The organism is Leifsonia shinshuensis, assembly GCF_013410375.1.
GTDB classification, from domain to species: domain Bacteria; phylum Actinomycetota; class Actinomycetes; order Actinomycetales; family Microbacteriaceae; genus Leifsonia; species Leifsonia shinshuensis.
In genome coordinates, this window is sequence record NZ_JACCFL010000001.1 from 1,190,181 (window position 1) to 1,207,697 (window position 17,517).

Sequence of the window (17,517 nt, forward strand, 5' to 3'; positions counted from 1 at the left end):
CCGGCGAAATCAGAGAGGAAGGGCATCCGATGTCCCGCACCGTCAGCACCGCACCGTCCACCGATCAGCTCACCTCGCACCTGGTGTCCTCCGAGGATGGCACGCCGATCGAGTACTTCAGCACCGGCACGGGGCCCGGCCTCGTGATCGTCCACGGAACCATGCAGTCGGCGGCCAGCCAGGGCGAGCTCGCCGCGGCCCTCGCCGGCACGTTCACCGTCCACCTGGTCAACCGCCGCGGCCGTGGCCGCAGCGGCGCGTACCCCGCACTCGACCGCTACGACCTGGCCGTGGACGTCGCCGACGTCGCCGCCGTCGTTGCGGCGACGGGCTCGACGGCCGTCCTGGGCATCAGCTCCGGCGGCATCATCGCCGCGGAGGTCGCGCTCGCGCACCCCGGGCTGGCGGTGGTCCTCTTCGAGCCCGCGCTCGTCGCCGACGGCTCCCTCGACCTCGACGCGTTCCTCCGCCGCTTCGAGCCGGAAGCGGCCCGCGGCGACGTCCCCGCCTACATGGTCACGGCCCTGCTCGGCACGCAGATGGGACCGGGCTTCCTGCGCTTCTTCCCGCGCCGGATGCTGGAGTCGAGCACGCGGAAGATGCTGGCGAAGGACGCGGGGGCGCTCCCGGCCGGCGGCGCCACGATGGGTGAGCTCGCGGCTGCTGTGCCTTACGACATGCGGATCGTGGCCCAGCGCGCCGACCGCATCGCGGACTACGCGGCGATCCGCGGCCCGGTGCTGCTGCTCACGGCGGAGAAGTCGCCGGCCTACCTGCGGCACGCGGTGACGCGGCTGGGGGAGTTGCTGCCGGGAGCGCGGGTCGCCACGATCCCGGGTACGGGGCATTCGGCGACGCAGAACCGGAAGGACGGCGGGAAGCCGGAGGTGGTGGCGGCGCTGGTGCAGGAGGGGCTGGACGCGCTGCAGGCCCGCTGAGCCCGGCGGCTACCCGCCCTTCCGCCCCCTCGCAACCCCCTTAACGCCCTCACCCCGTGGCGTACCGTCACGCTCCGAAGTCCTCCACTCGGGGGCACGGGGACGACGCGCACGGGAGCGGTATTCGGGATGCGCTCGCGCCCGACATCTCACAGGAAGCAACGCAGAACCATGAGAACCAGAAGCAAGCTGGCATCCATTGCACTGACCGCCGCGCTCTCGGGAGCGTTCGTCGTCGGCGGGGTGAGCGCGGCCCAGGCGGCCCCGGCGCCCACCCACGCCGCAGCGGCCTCGCACGCGGCGCGCGCAACCGCCGCCCCGGTGGCGATCAACCAGGTCCTGCCCGACGGCAGCACCCTGGCGGGAACCTTCACGCTGACCCGGTTCGTCGACCAGGGCGGCCAGCTGGTCGCCCAGGGCGTGTTCAACGGAACGCTGACCTCCGCGACCGGTGCGGTCACCCCGCTCACGAATGTCGCGGGCAGCAGCGTCGTGACCAACGCGGCCAACAGCGCCGCCGCGGCCGCCACGCCCACGGCCTGCAACGTGCTGAGCCTCACGCTCGGCCCGCTGCACCTGAACGTCCTCGGCCTGGTGGTCGACCTCAACCAGGTGAACCTCAACATCACGGCCCAGCCGGGCAACGGCAACCTCCTCGGCAACCTGCTCTGCAGCGTGGCGGGACTGCTCGACAACGGCAAGGCCCTGAACGGCCTGACCAACCTGCTGAACCACCTCATCGGCGCGCTCTGATCCACGGCATGACAGAACGGGCCCGGCCGGCGACGGCCGGGCCCGTTCCGTCGCGCGCGGAGCATTCATCGCCGCTGGCACTGAATCCCAGAACCAACCACTGTTGGCTTCGCTGAATGCCTCCTGCCTACGATCGAACCGACCTCCGCTCGAAAGGAACGACAGTGCAGTTCAGGTACCTCGGCAACTCCGGTTTCAAGATCTCCGAGATCACGTACGGAAACTGGCTGACCCACGGCTCGCAGATCGAGAACGACACCGCGGCCGCGTGCGTCCGCGCCGCCCTCGACGCCGGGATCACCACCTTCGACACCGCCGACGTCTACGCCAACACCGCGGCGGAGACCGTGCTCGGCGAGACCCTGAAGGGGGAGCGCCGCCAGTCGCTGGAGATCTTCACCAACGTGTTCGGGCCGACCGGTCCCAAGGGGCACAACGACGTCGGGCTGTCCCGCAAGCACATCCTGGAGTCCATCGACGGGTCGCTGTCGCGGCTGCAGACCGACTACGTCGACCTGTACCAGGCGCACCGCTTCGACTTCTTCACGCCGCTGGAGGAGACCATGCAGGCCTTCGCCGACATCGTGCGGCAAGGCAAGGCGCTCTACATCGGCGTCAGCGAGTGGACCGCCGACCAGCTCCGCGCCGGGCACGCGCTCGCGAAGGACCTCGGCTTCCAGCTCATCTCCAACCAGCCCGAGTACTCGGCGCTGTGGCGGGTCATCGAGGCGGAGGTCGTGCCGACCTCCAAGGAGCTCGGCATCTCGCAGATCGTCTGGTCGCCGGTGGCGCAGGGCGTGCTCAGCGGCAAGTACAAGCCGGGCGCCCCGCTGCCCGAGGGCAGCCGCGCGACGGACGAGAAGGGCGGCGCCGGCGCGGTCAAGCGCTGGCTGACCGACGACGTCCTCACCCGCGTCCAGCAGCTCACCCCGATCGCGCAGGAGCTCGGGCTCACGCCCGCGCAGCTCGCCGTGGCCTGGGTGCTGCAGAACGACAACGTGGCCACCGCGATCATCGGCGCCTCCCGCCCCGAGCAGGTGGTCGAGAACGTGAAGGCGTCCGGCGTCACAATCCCGGCGGAGCTGCTCGGCCGCATCGACGAGGTGCTCGGCGGCGCCGTCGAGCGCGACGCGTCGCACACGGCGACGCGCTCGCCGCAGCACCGCGAGGCCTGACCCCTCGCACATTCGTGCCGAATGTCGACTCTCGCGCGGCGAAAGTCGACATTCGGCACGAATCGTGTGCGGTCAGACGCGACTCGTGACCGAGTCGCCCGCGAGGCGCTGCGAGATCCACACCGGGATGATGGCGAGGATCGTCAGCACGGCCGCGACCACGTTCACGACCGGCGCCTGGTTGGGGCGGAACAGGTTCTGGAAGATCCAGATCGGCAGGGTCTGCACCGCCGGCCCCGCCGTGAATGTCGTCACGACGATCTCATCGAAGCTGAGCGCGAACGCCAGCAGGACGCCGGCCGCGAGCGCCCCGCGCACCTGCGGCAGCGTCACCCAGAGGAACGTCTGCCAGCCGCGGGCGCCGAGGTCGCCGGAGGCCTCCTCCAGCGAGGTGCCCATCCGGCGCAGCCGGGCCTGCACGTTGTTGTAGACGATGACGATGCAGAACGTGGCGTGGCCGATGATGACGGTCGCCATCCCGAGGGTCACGCCGAGCGGCCCGAGCACCGTGGTGAACGTCGACGCCAGCGCGATGCCGGTGACGATGCCCGGGAGGGTGATCGGCAGCACGACCAGGAAGTTGATGCTCTGCCGGCCGAAGAAACGGAACCGCTGCACCGCGAACGCCGCCATCGTCCCGAGCACCAGCGCGATCGCCGACGCGCAGAGCCCGGCGATCACCGAAGTCGCGAGGGCGTCCGCCGCGCCCCGCGACTGGAACGCGTCCACCCACCACTGCAGCGTGAAGCCGGGCGGAGGGAACGAGAACGTCCGCGAGCTGTTGAACGAGTTGAGCACGATCAGCAGCAGCGGAACGTACAGGATGACGAGGCCGACCAGCATGCAGAGGCCGACGACGATGCGCGCGGGGGTCGAGAGCAGCTTCACACGTTCTCCAATGCGCCGGTGCGGCGGACCGCGAGCAGGTAGAGCACGACCGCGACGAGCGGGATCACCGACAGTGCCGCCGCCAGCGGCTGGTTGTTCGCCGTCACCAGCTGCCCGTAGATCAGGTTCGCGAGCAGCTGCGTCTTGCCTCCGACGATCCCCACGGCGATGTAGTCGCCGAAGCTCAGCGCGAAGGTGAAGATCGACCCGGCGACGATCGCCGGGAACACCAGCGGGAAGGCGACCGTCCTGATCGTGCGCCAGGTCGACGCGCCCAGGTCGTAGCTGGCCTCGAACAGCGAGTCGGGCACGCGGTCGAAGCCGGCGTAGACCGGGATGATCATGTACGGCAGCCACAGGTACGCCAACGTCATGATCGTGGCGGGGAGGCCGAAGCCGGGCGCCCAGCCGCCGGTCGCGACCGCGATCGGGCCGCCCGGCTCCACGAGGATGCGCCATGCGTACGCCTTGACCAGGTAGCTGGCCCAGAGCGGCGTCGTCACCGCCACCAGGTAGAGGGCGCGCCGGCTCGGCCGGGCCACCTTCGCCATGAACAGCGCCATCGGGAAGGCGACCACGGCGTCGATCAGCGTCACCCCCAGCGCCACGAGCAGCGTCCGCAGCGCGACCGTCCCGTACAGCGGGTCGGTGAACAGCGTCGCGTAGTTCTCGAGCGTGAAGGTCGGTTCGACCGCGCCCGTGAACCCGTTCACCGTCCAGAACGACGAGACCAGGAGGACGGCGATCGAGCCCAGGTAGATGACGACGAGCCAGAGCAGGGGCGGCCCGAGCAGGAGGCCCAGCCGGGCCTTCATGCCCGGACTCCGGTCAGCCCTTGATCTGCTGCCACTTGGTCACCCACTCGCTATAGGCGGTGCAGTCGTTGCCGCTGCCGTCGACGCACTTGGTCTGCGGGGTGGTCCAGTAGTGGATCTTGGACGCGTAGCCCGCGTCGAGCGCGTGGTACGTGTCGCAGAAGGTCGGGTCCTGGGTCTGCTCGCACGCCTTGGTCTGAGCCGGGGCCTCGCCGAACCACTCGGCGACCTCGGCGTTCACCTTCGGGGAGGTGATCCAGTTCATCCACTGGTACATGCAGTTCGGGTGCTTCGCCTTGGCCGCGATCATCCAGGTGTCCGACCAGCCGGTCGAGCCCTCCTTCGGGACGGTGGTGCCGACCTGGACCTTGCCGTCGCTCTGGATGAGGTTCGCGATGACCTGCCACGACGTGCCGACGACGCTGCTGCCGGACTCGAACGACTGCACGGACTTGGTGTAGTCCGACCAGTACTCGCCGATGGAGGTCTTCTGCTTCTTCAGCAGCGAGACCGCCGCGTCGAGCTGCTTCTCGGTGAGCGAGTACGGGTCCTTGATCCCGAGCGACGGGTCGTGCGCCTTCAGGTACAGCGCGGCGTCCGCGATGTAGATCGGGGAGTCGTAGGCCGTGACCTTGCCGGCGTACTTGGAGGCGTCGTCGAAGACGGCCGACCAGGAGTCCGGCGCCGGGGTGACGGTGGACTTGTTGTACATCAGCACGTTGGCGCCCCAGCCGTGCGGGATGCCATACATCTGGCCGTCGACGGAGTTCCAGGCCTTGTTCTTGAGGAACGAGGAGATGGTCGTGTAGTTCGGCACCAGCTTCGTGTTGACCGGCGCGACCTGACCGCCGTAGACCAGGCGGAGGGTGGCGTCGCCGGAAGCCGAGACGCCGTCGTAGTCGCCGGTGCGCATGAGCTGCACCATCTCGTCGGAGGTGCCGGCGACCTTGGCGTTGACTTTGCAACCGGTGTTCTGCGCGAACGGGGTCACCCAGTTGACCTTCGGATCGTTGGAGCCGTCCTCGGCGTAGCCCGCCCAGACGATGAGGTTGAGCTGGCCCTCGTTGGTCCCGAGCTTCTTCGCCATCGGGACGTTCGGCACCGAGCCGGCCGAGCCGCCGGTGGAGCCGCCGCCGGAACAGGCCGCGAGCACCAGGAGGGCGGCGGAGACGGCCGCTGCTGCGGCCGCCGAGCGCGCCACGCGCTTCGTTGCACGGATCATGAGTCTTGCCTCTCTGCTACACCTCTGCTGCGAGGTACATCTGCCGTCGGGAGATCGTCGTCCGGCGCCGCGGCCGGCGTGCTGCCGCCGAGCCTGCGGAGGTCGTCGTCGTTCCAGGTCACGTGCACGCGCGAGCCGCGGTCGAGCTCGGCGCGGTGGGTGCGGTCGTTGCTCTCCAGCACCGAGATCCGCAGGCCCGCGTCGAGGTCGACCACCCGGCGGATGCTGTTGCCCGCGTAGACCGACTCGACGAGCGTGCCGGCGGCCGACGGCGAGCCGGAGCCGCCGGGGAGGGTGTGCAGCTCCAGCTTCTCCGGCCGGATGGAGTACTCGCCGTCGCGGCCGAGGATGCTGCGCGCGTGCTCGAGGTCGAACAGGTTCGACGTGCCGACGAAGTCCGCGACGAACCGGGAGTTCGGGTGCTCGTACAGCTCCCGCGGCGTTCCGAGCTGCTCGATCCGGCCGTTGTTGAAGACGGCGATCCGGTCGGACAGCGTCAGCGCCTCGTCCTGGTCGTGGGTGACGAAGACGAACGCGATCCCCAGCTCGTGCTGGAGCTGCTTGAGCTCCACCTGCATCTGCTGGCGCAGCTTGAGGTCGAGCGCGCCGAGCGGCTCGTCCAGCAGCAGCGCCTTCGGCTGCACGACCGTCGCGCGGGCGAGCGCGACGCGCTGGCGCTGCCCGCCGGAGAGCTGGGCGGGCTTGCGGTCGGCGAAGCCCTGCAGCTGCACGGACGCGAGCGCGTCCATCGCCCGCCTCCGCCGTTCCGTGCGGCCGACGCCGCGGACCCGGAGGCCGTAGGCGACGTTGTCCAGCACCGACATGTGCGGGAAGAGCGCGTAGTCCTGGAAGACCGTGTTGACCTCGCGCGCGGCGGCGGGCTTCGCGGTCACATCCTGGCCGAAGAGCTCGATGGTGCCGGAGGTGGGCTGCTCGAAGCCGGCGATGCAGCGCAGCACGGTGGTCTTGCCCGAGCCGGATGGTCCGAGCATCGAGAAGAACTCGCCTGCGGCGATCTCCAGGTCGAGGTGGTCGACGGCGGCGACCGACCCGAATCGTTTGGTCAGTCCGGTCAGCCTGATGGCGGGCTGCTCGCTCACATCCAGTCTCCTTCGACGGTGGGGCGTCGACAATCATATGCGATCAGATGTTGGCCCGACTACGGGATCCGCAGCAAGAATTGGTCACGGATGTCGATTCCGAACGTCCGGCACGTATTTTCGGTTCGGATCTTCAGTGCACGCCCCTCCACGCCGCGGCTACCCTGTCGGCATGGAGGGGCGTGACGCTCCGGCCGGGGCGATCGCAGCGGTGGACGCGGCGAACTTCGCCCTCGAGCGCGGGCAGCCCAACGTCGTCTCGCTGGCGGGGCTGCTGGCTCCCGGCGGATTCGTCGACGACCGGGGCGTACCGGACGTCGAACGGCTCCGGCGGGTGCTCGCAAATCGGGTGCGGGCGGTCCCGGCGCTGTGCCGGCGGCCGGTCTCGGATGGCTCTGCGTGGCGCTGGGAGCCGTCGCTGCCGGACGTGAGCCGTCACGTCCGCCTCTGGCAACCGGACGCGGAGTCCCCGCACGCGGGCGCCTCCGCTGCCTCGTTCGAGCGGGTCTGCGCGCGCACGTTGATGACGCCGCTCCCGCTGGACCGGCCGTTGTGGGAGCTGCTCCTGGTGCCCGCCGCGGCGGGGACGTCGTGCGGGGTCCTGTTCCGGCTGCACCACGCGCTCGCGGACGGGCTGGAGGCGGAGTCGCTGGTGGCTGCACTGTGCGACAGCGACGCGGACGCCGAGGGCGGCGGCTCGGGTGGCTCGAACGTTGACGCGCGTCCGCAGGCTCCCGCCCGGCCGGCCGATCGTAGCTCCCGCCTCGCGCGGCTTCGCGAAGCGGGCGCGCAGACCGTCGCGGTGTTCCGCCGCACCGTGCGCTCCCGTGTGCTGCTGGGATCGCTCGGCGTCACGCGGGACGTCGCGTTCCTGGACGTCGGTCTCGCCGAGCTGCACGACGGCGCGAAGCGCGCGGGCGGAACGGTCGGCGACGCGTTCCTCGCGGCGTTCGGGCAGGGGCTCCGCGCGGTGCTGACGGCCGCGCGGGAATCGCTTCCCGAGACGCTGCCGGTGTCCTCCCCGGTGCGTCTGGCGCGCCGGGGAGGCGAGGGGAACGCGACCGGCGTCATGCTCGTGCACGTCCCCGTCGCCGACGCCGACGCGTCCGCCGGGGTGGCGCGGGTGGCGGCGGAGACGCGCTCGGAGAAGGCGCGCGCCCGGGCGGCGGGCACCTTCACCTGGATGGCGAGCCCGCGGTCGGCCGCGCTGCTGATGCGGTTCGCGCGGACGCAGCGCGCCGTCGCGGCCATCGCCTCCGAGTTTCCCGGTCCGTCGCGCACCCTGAGGCTCGACGGCGCGGAGCTGGTGAGCGCCTGGCCGTTGTCGTTGCTGTCGGCGAACGTCCGCGTCGGCGCCGTGGCAGCCTCCTACGCCGGCCGCTTCCGGGTCAGCGTGCAGACCGACGCCGACCACCTCCCGCCGGCGCGGGTCGTGGCGGACGCGATGGCCGCCGCCTTCGAGGCGATCGCGCGGCGCTGACCCGTCAGCCGTCGGCGAACGGCAGGCCCGGCCGCAGCGCGCGAGGCGCACACTCGTCTCATGACGGATTCGGACGCGCTGGACGCCTACTCGACGGCGGTGGTGCGGGTCGCGCGCGTCGTCGGCCCGGCCGTCGCCGCCGTGACCGCGCGGACCGCGCGCGGCGTCGGGCTCGGCAGCGCGACCGTGATCTCGGCCGACGGCCACCTGCTGACCAGCGCGCACGTCGTGGAGGGCGCGGGGAGCGTCGACCTCGCGTTCGAGGACGGCACCCGGGTCCGCGCCCGCGTGATCGGCCGCGACCCGCTCTCCGACCTGGCGATGCTCCTGGCGGACTCGCCCGTCCCGGCGCCGGTCGAGCTCGGCGACGCGGCGAAGCTGCAGGTGGGCCAGCTGGTCGTCGCGGTCGGGAACCCGCTGGGCCTCGCGGGGAGCGTGACCGCGGGCATCGTCTCTGCGCTCGGGAGGTCGCTGCCGACCCGGTCCGGCCGCGTGGTCGACGAGGTCATCCAGACCGACGCGGCGCTCAACCCCGGCAACAGCGGGGGAGCGCTCGCGGACAGCTCAGCGCGCATGATCGGCGTGAACACCGCCGTCGCTGGGACCGGCCTCGGCCTCGCCGTGCCGATCAACGCCACCAGCCGGCAGATCATGGACACCCTGATGCGCGAGGGCCGCGTCCGCCGCGGCTGGCTGGGCATCGCGGGCGCGGAGATCACGCTCAACCCGGAGATCGCGCGCAAGGCCGGCGCGCGCACCGGCATCCAGGTCATGTCGGTGGTCCCGGACAGCCCGGCCGATCTCGCCGGCATCCGCCCGGGCGACGTCCTGATCTCGCTCGACCGCATGCGCATCCACGCGGTCGCCGACCTCCAGCGCCTGATGATCGCGAGCACGATCGGCCGCCGGCTGGAGCTGACCGTGTGGCGCAACGGCGCCCTCGTCGACGCCATCGTCGAGCCCACCGAACTGACCGACGCCTGAACCGCGTCGGGATTCGTGCCGAATGTCGACTCCCGCTCGGCGAAAGTCGACATTCGGCACGAATCGCAGAGGGTCAGCTCCGAGCAGGAGCGCCCTTCGGCAGCCGCACCACGACCTCCGCGCCGCCGCCCTCGCGGTCCGCCGCCGTGACGCGGCCGCGGTGGCGGTCGACCACCTCCGCGACCAGCGCCAGCCCCAGCCCGTAGTGGCGCTCGCGGGCGCCGGCGCCGTCCGCCGCTCGCGCGGACGCGAAGCGGTCGAACGCGCGGTCCTTGAGGGCGTCGCCGAAGCCGAGGCCGTCGTCGGCGACCGTAAGCACGACCTCCTCGCGCTCCGTGGAGACGTCCACCTGCACGTGGGAGGCGGCGTGGTCGAGCGCGTTGTCGACCAGGGCGACGATCATCCGGCGGAGCGAGACCGGCGCGCCGGTGACGACCGCGCCGGGGACGGCCTGCGTGGTCAGGGCGATGCCGCGCTCGTGCGCGCGCCCCTCCGCGGAGCGGGCGACGACCGCGGCGAGCTCGCCGATGTCCACCCGCTCGGGCTCCGCGTTCTGGCGCGGGTCCGCGGCGGTGAGCAGGTCCTCCACGATCTCGGTCAGCGCGCGGCTGTCGTCCACGATCTCGTCCAGCCCGGAGCGCACGTCCTCGTCCGCGACGGCGGCGCCGCCGCGGCTGAGCCGCCGGCGCAGGAGCTGCGCGCGCGTGCTCAGCAGGGTCAGCGGTGTCCGGAGCTCGTGGCCGGCGTCCGCGACGAAGCGCCGCTGCAGGGCCAGCGCGTCCGCCATCGGGCGCATCGAGCGGCGGGCGAGGAGCAGGCCGACCAGGGCGGCGGCGACGGTGGCGATCACACCGGAGATGATGAGCGCCGTCAGCAGCCGCCCCATCTCCTCCTGCTGCTCCGCGAGGCCGTAGGAGATCTGGACGACCTTGCCGCGCCGCACGTCGGTCTGGGTGAGGTAGCTCTTCCCGCCGGCCACGACGGTCTCGGTGATCGATCCGCCGTTCTGGGCGACCTCCTGCAGCGCGCGCTCGTCGGGCAGCCCGTCCGGCATGTTCGGGGAGACATCCCTGCCCTGCGGGAGGACGACCGTGATCAGGAGGTCGTGCGGCGCGTCGTGCACGGAGTCCACCTGCGACGCGTCCGCCAGCGCCCGCTTGGCCGCCTCCGTCTGGCCGGTGGAGACGACGACGTAGACGACGCCGCCGAGCACGACGAACAGCGCCAGGATGATCCCGGCGAACTGCAGGGCGAGCCGGACGGACGCCGTGCGCAGCTCGCGCTGGTCCGTCATCCGACCCCGCCCAGCCGGTAGCCGACGCCGCGCACCGTCTCGATCAACGTGCGGCCGAACTTCTTGCGGAGGTGGTGCACGTAGGTGTCGACCACCCCGGGGTCGTCCGCGTCGGCGAACACCTCGTCCAGCAGCACGGCGCGCGAGAAGACCTGCTCGGGCCGGCGCGCCAGGAGTTCGAGCAGGCCGGCCTCCCGGTCGGAGAGCACGACGCGCTCGCCGCCGCTGAGCGTGACCGTGCGGCTGCCGACATCCAGCTGCCCGCCGGGGAAGCGCACGGTCGGGACGCTGGACGACGCCCGGCGGATGAGGGCGCGCACGCGCGCGAGCAGCTCGTCGATGTCGAACGGCTTGGCCAGGTAGTCCTCCGCTCCGGCGTTGAGCCCATCCACCCGGTCGGGGGCGGTGCCGAGGGCCGACAGGATGAGGATGGGCGTGGTCACGCCGTTGCTGCGGAGGCCGCGCAGCACGCCGAGGCCGTCGACGGCCGGGAGGCCGCGGTCGAGCACGACGGCGTCGAACGACTCGGTCAGGCCGCGGTGCAGCGCCCGCTGGCCGTCGCGCGCCAGCTCCACGTCGTAGCCGTCCGAGACGAGCAGCGTCTCGAGCATCCCGGCGAGACGGCTGTCGTCCTCGGCGACCAGGACCCGGCTGCGCTCACCCATGCCCGCAGTATAGGAGGGGTCGCCCGCGGGCCCGTCGCCGCTCATCGCGGCTGCCCCGCTCCGGCGAACGCCAGCTCGCCGAGCCCGCGCAGCCGGCCGCTCGCGTCGACGGCGAGCACGCCCCGCGCGCCGTTGCCGATCGCCCAGCGGATCCCGTCCTCGCCGAGCGCGAACACGGCCGTCGCCAGGAGGTCGGCGGTCGTGAGATCGCGGGCGACGACGGTCGCGCTGCGCAGCCCGGTCGCCGCGGCGTCCGTGCGGCCGTCGACGATGTGGGCGCCGCGCTCGTAAGCGCCGGAGGTCGCGACGCCGCCGTCCCGGACCTCCAGCACGGCGAGCACCTCCGCGGCGCTGTCCGGGGAACGGACGCCCACGTTCCACGGCCGGCCCTCGCCGGGGCTGCCGGAGACCGCGACATCACCGCCGGCGTTCAGGCAGAAGTCCCGGAGCCCGCTCACGGCGAGCGAGCGCGCGGCCCGGTCGGCCGCCCAGCCCTTCACGACGCCGTCGAGGTCCCAGGTGCCGTCGGGGCGCCGGATGCGGAACGCCCCGCCTGAGGCGTCCGCCATCGCCGAGCCGAGCCCGACGACCTCCGCGAAGTCCTCGCTCGCCCCCGACGCGTCGCCGCCGCGGGCGTTCACCCGGCTGAGCTCGCTGTCGGGACGGTACGCGGAGAAGCGCTCGTCGGCGTCCCGGAGCACCCGGAAAGCGCGCTCGGCGGCCGCGGCAGCGACGTCCTCCGCGGCGTCCCGGATGTCGATCGACATCGGGATGCCCATGACGGTCTCGAGGAACCTCATCGCTGGTCGATGGCCGACTGCAGCGACTGGATGTAGCCCTCGGAGGTGTAGGTCGCGCCGGAGATCGTGTCGATCTTCGCCGACTGGGAGGCCAGCGCCTCCTGCTGCAGCATCGGGATGGCCTGCGAGTTGATCTCCTGGTCCCGGCCGCTCTCGGTCGGATACTGGATCGCGTCGATCGCCGTGATCTTCGTGCCCTCGAAGGTGACCTTCACCTGGACAGGGCCGTAACGGGTGTCGACGGCGGTGCCGGTGACGGTCTTGGTGGCGGCCGCGGGCGCGGGGGCCGCCGTCGCGGCGGCGGACGGCGTGGTGGTCGGCGTCGCGGCCGTCGGCGTGGGCGCGGCGGACGGCGAGGTCGAGGCGTGCGCCGACGACACCGCGCTGGTCTGCGCGCCCACCCCGTACAGCTTGAGGCCGACGGTGGCGCCCATCACCACGAGGATGATGGTGAAAAGGACGGTCCCGCGCCAGGACTTGTTGTTCATGGTCGCCGTCCGTTCATGACATGCTCAGTTCTTCTCGGTGGATGAAGCGCTTCGGCATCCGCAGCTCGCGCAGCGAGGACTCGACCTGCTCGGCCATGCCCTCGGGGCCGCAGATGAACGCCTCCCAGTTGTGGAGGTCCGGGACGATGCGGCTGAGGGGGCCCGGGCCGAGCGGGTCGTAGCCGAGCTCCGCGCGCCGGCCGACCAGGGGGATGACCGTGACGCCCTCCATCGTCTGCAGTTCGCCGAGCAGCGCCAGCTGCTCCGGCGCGCTGACCCGGTACAGGACCACCGGACGGCCGCCGCGGTACACCAGCTCCTCCGCGAGCGCCCGGATCGGCCCGATGCCGGCGCCGCCGGCGATGAGGAGCAGCTTGCCGCGGCTCGCGCGGTCGGCGGTGAAGTGCCCGAACGGCCCCTCGACGAAGACCATCGTCCCCGGCTTCAGCGCGGTCAGCCGGCTGGAGTGGTCGCCGAGCGTCCCGACGGTGATGCGCAGCCGGCCGTTCGACGGCACCGCCGACACCGAATAGGGGTGCGCCGTGCCGAGGTGGCCCCAGGCGAAGAAGCGGAAGAGCAGGAAGTTCCCCGCGCGGACGCCCAGCTTGTCGACGTTCGGCCCCTCAAGCCAGACGCTGTTCAGGCCGTGGCCCTCCGGGACGACGGCGACGACGCGCATGCGACCCTTCCACGCGTCCATCGTCGGCAGGATGAAGCGCCAGGTCAGCACGGCCGACGCGGTGCCGAGGTAGAGCAGGATCCAGAGCACGCGGTTCAGCGGGTATCCGACGAAGTGCAGACCGGCGCTCAGCTGGTGCAGGAAGGTGAGGAAGATCGCGACGTAGGTCGTGAGGTGCAGCCAGTACCAGACCTCGTAGGACAGCCTCGTGCGGATCAGCCGGGCGCTGGAGAGCCCGACCGCCAGGAACGCGATCGTCCCGACCAGGGCGGGGAGCATGTCCGGGTACGAGTAGTAGACGGTCCAGAACTCGTCCCACGGCGTGCTCTTGTCGATGACCTCGCTGCCCAGCACGATGAACACCACGTGCACGACGATGAGGAAGATCACCGAGGCCCCGAGCGACCGGTGCCAGGAGACCAGCTTGTCGAGCCCGACCGCGTTCTCGAACCACGGCACCCGGGCGATCAGCAGCACCTGGTAGCAGACCAGCAGCGCGCCGACGAGGCCGCTCAGCTCACCGAGTGACGTGATCGCGTTCGCGGGGGTGGCGGCGAAGTTCGCGGGGACGCTGAACCACCACATCGCGAGGACGGCGATGACGCTGGCGACCAGCAGGATGCGCACGGCGCGGGAGCCGCGCCGGTGCCGGGTCGCGGCGCCGCGGCGCGTCCGGGGGCGCCGCACCGGTGCCGTCGTCGCGGCCCACGTCTCAACCATGGCTCCCACGATGCTGGACGAATCTTTGCGGATTCTTACGTCGGCTGAGAACGGGCTAAGGATCGGCTATGCAATCCCGCGGCGCGCCGCGACGGAACGGCCCGCGCCGTACGGCGGCGGGAAGCGGCTACGGTTTCCGCATGAGCTTCGCCGTCCTCGCGCTCGTGGTGGCCGTCGGCCTGCTCGGCCCGCTGGCGGCCGCGCGCTCGATCTGGCGCGTGCCCGTCGTGGTGGGCGAGCTGCTCGGCGGGCTCCTCATCGGGGTCTCCGGATTCCGGCTGGTCGACCCGGCGAACGACGACTTCCAGCTGCTCGCCTCGATCGGCTTCGGGCTGACGATGGTCGTCGTCGGGTCGCACGTGCCGGTCCGCGACCCGGAGGTCCGCTCTGCGCTCGCCCGCGGCGCCCTCGGCGCCGCGCTGGTGGGCGCGGCCGCCGCGATCCTGGCCGCCCTGCTCGCCGCCGTGGGGCACTCCGGGAACGGCCTGCTCTACGGCGTGCTGCTGGCCTCGTCGTCCGCGGCGCTCGTGCTGCCGATGCTGCAGTCCGTGAACGTGGACAAGCGCTCCGCGGCGCAGCTCGTCGCGCAGATCGCCGTCGCGGACGTGGTGTGCGTCGTCCTCCTGCCGCTGGTCGTCCAGCCGGGGAGGGCGCTGACCGCCGGGATCGGGGTGCTGGTCATCGCGGCGCTCGCCGTCGGGCTGTGGTTCGCGCTGACCCGCTGGGTCCGCTCCGATCGCCGCCGTGCGCTGCACGCCTACTCGGAGCGGCGCCGGTTCGCGCTCGAGCTGCGGCTCAGCCTGCTGGTGCTGTTCTCGTTCGCGGCGATCGCCCAGTTCGCGCAGCTCTCGATCCTGATCGCCGGGTTCGCGCTCGGGCTGGTGTTGTCGGCCGTCGGCGAGCCGCACCGGCTGGCGCGGCAGCTGTTCGGGATGACGGAGGGCTTCTTCGGCCCGCTGTTCTTCGTCTGGCTCGGGGCGTCGCTCGACCTGCGCGCGCTGGTTGCGCACCCCGCCATGATCCTGCTCGGCGTCGCGCTCGGCGTGGGAGCGGTGCTCGCCCACCTCGCCTCCCGGCTCGCCGGGCTGCCCTGGGCGCAGGCCGTCGCCTCGGCGGGTCAGCTCGGCGTGCCGGTCGCGGCCGTGACGCTCGGCCTCCAGACCCACACGCTCGCGCCGGGGGAGGGCGGTGCCATTCTGCTCGGCGCGCTCATCAGCCTGGCGACGTCGGCGGTGTCGGTCGCGGCGGTGGCGCGGCGCGCGGGCGGCGCGGTGCGGGCTACGCCAGCGTCATGAAGAGCTTCTCGAGCTCCGCGACCGTCATCGGGTCGGAGGTGTCGTCCGGGTCGTTCAGGCACTTCTCCATCGCCGTGGCGATGATCTGGAAGCCGGCCTTGTCGAGCGCGCTGGAGACCGCGGCGAGCTGGATGACGACATCGCGGCACTTGCCGCCGTTCTCGACGGCGGCGATCACGGCGTTCAGCTGACCCTGCGCGCGGCGCAGGCGGTTCAGCACGGGCTTGATGTCGGCGGGGGTGCGGTCCACGGTCAGCTCCGTCCGAAGAGGCGGCCGAGGAAGCCGGCGCCGGCCGCTGCTGTGGTCTGCTCGGCGTGGCCCTCGCACCACTGCGCCGCCGGGACGTTCCGGCGCACGTCCGCGACGTGCTGGCCGCAGCCGTTCCAGGTCGTCTTGCCGCAGGTGGAGCAGGTGACGGGATAACACATGGGCTGGTCCTCTCCGGGGATTCGCTCTGGGGGGATTCGGGATACCCCTGGAGGTATAGTACGATACCGGCGGGGGTATACGAAATCCGCTCCGCGGACCCCCTGTGCGGAAGAAGGACCATCCCAGTGAGAACGATCATCGTCGGCGGCGTCGCCGGAGGAATGTCGGCGGCCACGCGGCTGCGCCGGCTGGACGAGTCGCGCGACATCGTCGTCTTCGAGCGCGGCCCGTACGTCTCCTACGCGAACTGCGGCCTGCCGTACTACGTCGGCGGGGTGATCCGCGACCGGTCGGCGCTGCTGCTGCAGACCCCGCAGTCGCTGGCGTCCCGGTTCCGGCTGGATGTCCGCACCGGCCACGAGGTGATCGCCGTCGACGCCGCGCAACGCACGGTCACCGTGCTCGACCTCGCGAGCGGCGAGACGGCGACCGAGGGCTACGACGAGCTGGTCCTCGCCGCCGGCGCCTCCGCGCGCGAGGCCGCGGGACATCCGGGCATCCCCACGCACACGCTGCGCACGGTGGAGGACGTGGACGCGATCGGCGCGCTGGTGGACGCTGCGGCCGACCACCCGTCGGCGCTGGTCGTCGGCGGCGGCTTCATCGGCCTGGAGGCCGTGGAGAACCTGGTGCGGCGCGGCATCCACGTCACCCTCGTCCAGCGCGGGCCGCACCTGCTGAGCCCGCTCGACCCCGAGATGGTGGCGCCGCTGGAGGCCCAGCTGCGCAGCCACGGCGTGGACGTCCGCACCGGCGTCACGATCGACACGGTGGAGGACGGTGTCGTCGTCCTCGGCGACGGGAGCGCGCTGCGTCCCGACTTCATCGTCGACGCGTCCGGCGTGGTCCCGAGCGTGGACCTGGCGCGCACCGCCGGGCTGGCGCTCGGCCCGACCGGCGGGATCGCCGTCGACGCGCGCAACCGCACCAGCGACCCGCACATCTATGCCGTCGGCGACGGTGTCGAGAAGATCGACGCGCTCTCCGGGGACGCGGCCCTGGTGACGATGGCCGGCCTGGCCAACCGGCACGGACGCTCCGTCGCCGACGTGATCGCCGGGCACGACGAGCGGAACACTCCCGCGCTCGGCACCGCGATCGTGAAGGTGTTCGACACGGTCGTCGCCAAGGTCGGCTGGAGCGAGCGGCAGCTCGTGTCCGCCGGGCGCGACCACCGCGTCATCCACACTCACCCGACGTCGCACGCGACCTATTACCCCGGGGCGCAGCCGATGTCGATGAAGCTGCTGGTCGACCCGGCGACCGACGCGATCCTCGGCGCGCAGCTCGTCGGCGGGGAGGGCGTGGACAAGCGCGTCGACGTCATCGCGGTGGCGATGGCGGGCGGCATCACCGCCTCCGGGCTCGCCCGCCTCGAGCTCGCGTACGCGCCGCAGTTCGGCTCGGCGAAGGACCCGGTGAACCAGCTCGGCTACGTGGCCGACAACCTCCGCACCGGCGCGACCCGCGCGATCCAGTGGCACGAGCTGGACGCGGCGCTCGCCGCCGGCGCGACCCTGGTGGATGTCCGCACCGCGGGCGAGCACGCCGCCGGCGCGATCCCCGGCGCCGTCAACATCCCCGTCGACGACCTCCGCGACCGGCTCGCCGAGCTGCCCGCAGGCCCCGTCGTCGTGCACTGCCAGGTCGGACAGCGCGGGCACACCGCGGCGCGCATCCTCACCCAGCACGGGTTCGACGTCGTCAACCTCGACGGCGGCTACCGCACCTGGGCGGCGGGCGCGGCCACGAGGGAGCGGGAGGGCGTCGCGGCCTAGGGCAACGGATAGG

At 72.1% G+C, this 17,517-nt stretch carries 18 protein-coding genes; 7 read left to right on the top strand and 11 right to left on the bottom strand.

The features are described 5' to 3' along the window. Nucleotides 1–29: 29 nt before the first annotated feature. The 3 genes from HNR13_RS05790 (at nucleotide 30) to HNR13_RS05800 (ending at nucleotide 2,866) form a co-directional block, all read left to right on the top strand. A complete protein-coding gene (locus HNR13_RS05790; RefSeq protein ID WP_179604878.1) occupies nucleotides 30–938 on the top strand; it encodes an alpha/beta fold hydrolase in 909 nt (302 codons plus the stop codon). Between the two features lie 171 nt (nucleotides 939–1,109). Next, nucleotides 1,110–1,691, top strand: coding sequence for an ABC transporter substrate-binding protein (locus tag HNR13_RS05795; RefSeq protein WP_179604879.1), 582 nt, complete (start codon nucleotides 1,110–1,112; stop codon nucleotides 1,689–1,691). A 164-nt stretch (nucleotides 1,692–1,855) separates the two neighbouring features. Continuing rightward, nucleotides 1,856–2,866: an aldo/keto reductase gene (locus tag HNR13_RS05800; RefSeq protein WP_179604880.1), complete on the top strand. Its 1,011-nt coding sequence runs from the start codon at nucleotides 1,856–1,858 to the stop codon at nucleotides 2,864–2,866. Nucleotides 2,867–2,938: 72 nt separating this feature from the next. Here HNR13_RS05800 and HNR13_RS05805 read toward each other — a convergent pair whose 3' ends face one another. Genes HNR13_RS05805 through HNR13_RS05820 form a run of 4 tightly spaced genes read right to left on the bottom strand, consistent with a single transcriptional unit; the run spans nucleotide 2,939 to nucleotide 6,891 of the window. Beyond that, nucleotides 2,939–3,754 carry an ABC transporter permease gene (locus HNR13_RS05805; protein WP_343063473.1) on the bottom strand — a complete coding sequence of 272 codons (816 nt, stop codon included), beginning with the start codon at nucleotides 3,752–3,754 and terminating at the stop codon, nucleotides 2,939–2,941. Then, a complete protein-coding gene (locus HNR13_RS05810) occupies nucleotides 3,751–4,569 on the bottom strand; it encodes an ABC transporter permease (RefSeq protein WP_179604881.1) in 819 nt (272 codons plus the stop codon). Before HNR13_RS05810 ends, HNR13_RS05805 begins: the two co-directional genes overlap by 4 nt. 13 nt (nucleotides 4,570–4,582) lie before the next feature. Further along, nucleotides 4,583–5,791: an ABC transporter substrate-binding protein gene (locus tag HNR13_RS05815; protein ID WP_179604882.1), complete on the bottom strand. Its 1,209-nt coding sequence runs from the start codon at nucleotides 5,789–5,791 to the stop codon at nucleotides 4,583–4,585. Next, on the bottom strand, nucleotides 5,788–6,891 hold the full coding sequence (locus HNR13_RS05820) for an ABC transporter ATP-binding protein (RefSeq protein ID WP_343063474.1): 1,104 nt from the start codon (nucleotides 6,889–6,891) through the stop codon (nucleotides 5,788–5,790). Before HNR13_RS05820 ends, HNR13_RS05815 begins: the two co-directional genes overlap by 4 nt. 172 nt (nucleotides 6,892–7,063) lie before the next feature. Between HNR13_RS05820 and HNR13_RS05825 the strand changes: the two genes are divergently transcribed. Together HNR13_RS05825 and HNR13_RS05830 are read left to right on the top strand one after the other, a co-directional pair. After that, entirely contained in the window at nucleotides 7,064–8,371 is a 1,308-nt protein-coding gene (locus tag HNR13_RS05825; protein ID WP_179604883.1) for a wax ester/triacylglycerol synthase domain-containing protein, read from the top strand. A gap of 60 nt (nucleotides 8,372–8,431) precedes the next feature. Beyond that, on the top strand, nucleotides 8,432–9,355 hold the full coding sequence (locus HNR13_RS05830) for a S1C family serine protease (protein WP_179604884.1): 924 nt from the start codon (nucleotides 8,432–8,434) through the stop codon (nucleotides 9,353–9,355). Between the two features lie 73 nt (nucleotides 9,356–9,428). Here the strand turns inward: HNR13_RS05830 and HNR13_RS05835 are convergent, their stop codons facing one another. From HNR13_RS05835 to HNR13_RS05855, 5 genes are read right to left on the bottom strand one after another with little or no spacing between them, the layout of a single operon-like run. After that, on the bottom strand, nucleotides 9,429–10,649 hold the full coding sequence (locus HNR13_RS05835; RefSeq protein ID WP_179604885.1) for a sensor histidine kinase: 1,221 nt from the start codon (nucleotides 10,647–10,649) through the stop codon (nucleotides 9,429–9,431). Further along, nucleotides 10,646–11,314, bottom strand: coding sequence for a response regulator transcription factor (locus tag HNR13_RS05840; protein ID WP_179604886.1), 669 nt, complete (start codon nucleotides 11,312–11,314; stop codon nucleotides 10,646–10,648). The genes HNR13_RS05835 and HNR13_RS05840 overlap by 4 nt, the downstream gene beginning before the upstream one ends. A 41-nt stretch (nucleotides 11,315–11,355) precedes the next feature. Continuing rightward, a complete protein-coding gene (locus HNR13_RS05845) occupies nucleotides 11,356–12,114 on the bottom strand; it encodes an FAD:protein FMN transferase (protein ID WP_179604887.1) in 759 nt (252 codons plus the stop codon). Continuing rightward, nucleotides 12,111–12,602: an FMN-binding protein gene (locus tag HNR13_RS05850; RefSeq protein ID WP_179604888.1), complete on the bottom strand. Its 492-nt coding sequence runs from the start codon at nucleotides 12,600–12,602 to the stop codon at nucleotides 12,111–12,113. Before HNR13_RS05850 ends, HNR13_RS05845 begins: the two co-directional genes overlap by 4 nt. 13 nt (nucleotides 12,603–12,615) lie before the next feature. After that, complete coding sequence (locus HNR13_RS05855; RefSeq protein WP_179604889.1) at nucleotides 12,616–14,001, bottom strand: ferredoxin reductase family protein; 1,386 nt, start codon at nucleotides 13,999–14,001, stop codon at nucleotides 12,616–12,618. A gap of 140 nt (nucleotides 14,002–14,141) precedes the next feature. On the opposite strand from HNR13_RS05855, the gene HNR13_RS05860 reads away from it, so the two are divergent. Continuing rightward, nucleotides 14,142–15,296, top strand: coding sequence for a cation:proton antiporter (locus HNR13_RS05860; protein ID WP_179604890.1), 1,155 nt, complete (start codon nucleotides 14,142–14,144; stop codon nucleotides 15,294–15,296). On the opposite strand, the gene HNR13_RS05865 is transcribed toward HNR13_RS05860, so the two are convergent. Both HNR13_RS05865 and HNR13_RS05870 read right to left on the bottom strand, forming a co-directional pair. Beyond that, complete coding sequence (locus tag HNR13_RS05865) at nucleotides 15,280–15,546, bottom strand: metal-sensing transcriptional repressor (protein ID WP_179604891.1); 267 nt, start codon at nucleotides 15,544–15,546, stop codon at nucleotides 15,280–15,282. The two genes, HNR13_RS05860 and HNR13_RS05865, sit on opposite strands and share 17 nt — an antisense overlap. Nucleotides 15,547–15,548: 2 nt before the next feature. Then, the gene (locus HNR13_RS05870) at nucleotides 15,549–15,725 is read right to left on the bottom strand and encodes a hypothetical protein (RefSeq protein WP_179604892.1); all 177 of its coding nucleotides are present in this window, start codon (nucleotides 15,723–15,725) and stop codon (nucleotides 15,549–15,551) included. Nucleotides 15,726–15,851: 126 nt separating this feature from the next. Between HNR13_RS05870 and HNR13_RS05875 the strand changes: the two genes are divergently transcribed. Continuing rightward, on the top strand, nucleotides 15,852–17,504 hold the full coding sequence (locus tag HNR13_RS05875) for an FAD-dependent oxidoreductase (protein ID WP_179604893.1): 1,653 nt from the start codon (nucleotides 15,852–15,854) through the stop codon (nucleotides 17,502–17,504). Nucleotides 17,505–17,517 lie beyond the last annotated feature (13 nt).

Coding starts and splice junctions, on each gene's coding strand:
- HNR13_RS05845 (WP_179604887.1), bottom strand. CDS start 12,114: ATGAGGTTCCTCGAGACCGTCATGGGCATCCCGATGTCGATCGACATC.
- HNR13_RS05830 (WP_179604884.1), top strand. CDS start 8,432: ATGACGGATTCGGACGCGCTGGACGCCTACTCGACGGCGGTGGTGCGG.
- HNR13_RS05840 (WP_179604886.1), bottom strand. CDS start 11,314: ATGGGTGAGCGCAGCCGGGTCCTGGTCGCCGAGGACGACAGCCGTCTC.
- HNR13_RS05790 (WP_179604878.1), top strand. CDS start 30: ATGTCCCGCACCGTCAGCACCGCACCGTCCACCGATCAGCTCACCTCG.
- HNR13_RS05815 (WP_179604882.1), bottom strand. CDS start 5,791: ATGATCCGTGCAACGAAGCGCGTGGCGCGCTCGGCGGCCGCAGCAGCG.
- HNR13_RS05870 (WP_179604892.1), bottom strand. CDS start 15,725: ATGTGTTATCCCGTCACCTGCTCCACCTGCGGCAAGACGACCTGGAAC.
- HNR13_RS05855 (WP_179604889.1), bottom strand. CDS start 14,001: ATGGTTGAGACGTGGGCCGCGACGACGGCACCGGTGCGGCGCCCCCGG.
- HNR13_RS05810 (WP_179604881.1), bottom strand. CDS start 4,569: ATGAAGGCCCGGCTGGGCCTCCTGCTCGGGCCGCCCCTGCTCTGGCTC.
- HNR13_RS05825 (WP_179604883.1), top strand. CDS start 7,064: ATGGAGGGGCGTGACGCTCCGGCCGGGGCGATCGCAGCGGTGGACGCG.
- HNR13_RS05835 (WP_179604885.1), bottom strand. CDS start 10,649: ATGACGGACCAGCGCGAGCTGCGCACGGCGTCCGTCCGGCTCGCCCTG.
- HNR13_RS05795 (WP_179604879.1), top strand. CDS start 1,110: ATGAGAACCAGAAGCAAGCTGGCATCCATTGCACTGACCGCCGCGCTC.
- HNR13_RS05850 (WP_179604888.1), bottom strand. CDS start 12,602: ATGAACAACAAGTCCTGGCGCGGGACCGTCCTTTTCACCATCATCCTC.
- HNR13_RS05860 (WP_179604890.1), top strand. CDS start 14,142: ATGAGCTTCGCCGTCCTCGCGCTCGTGGTGGCCGTCGGCCTGCTCGGC.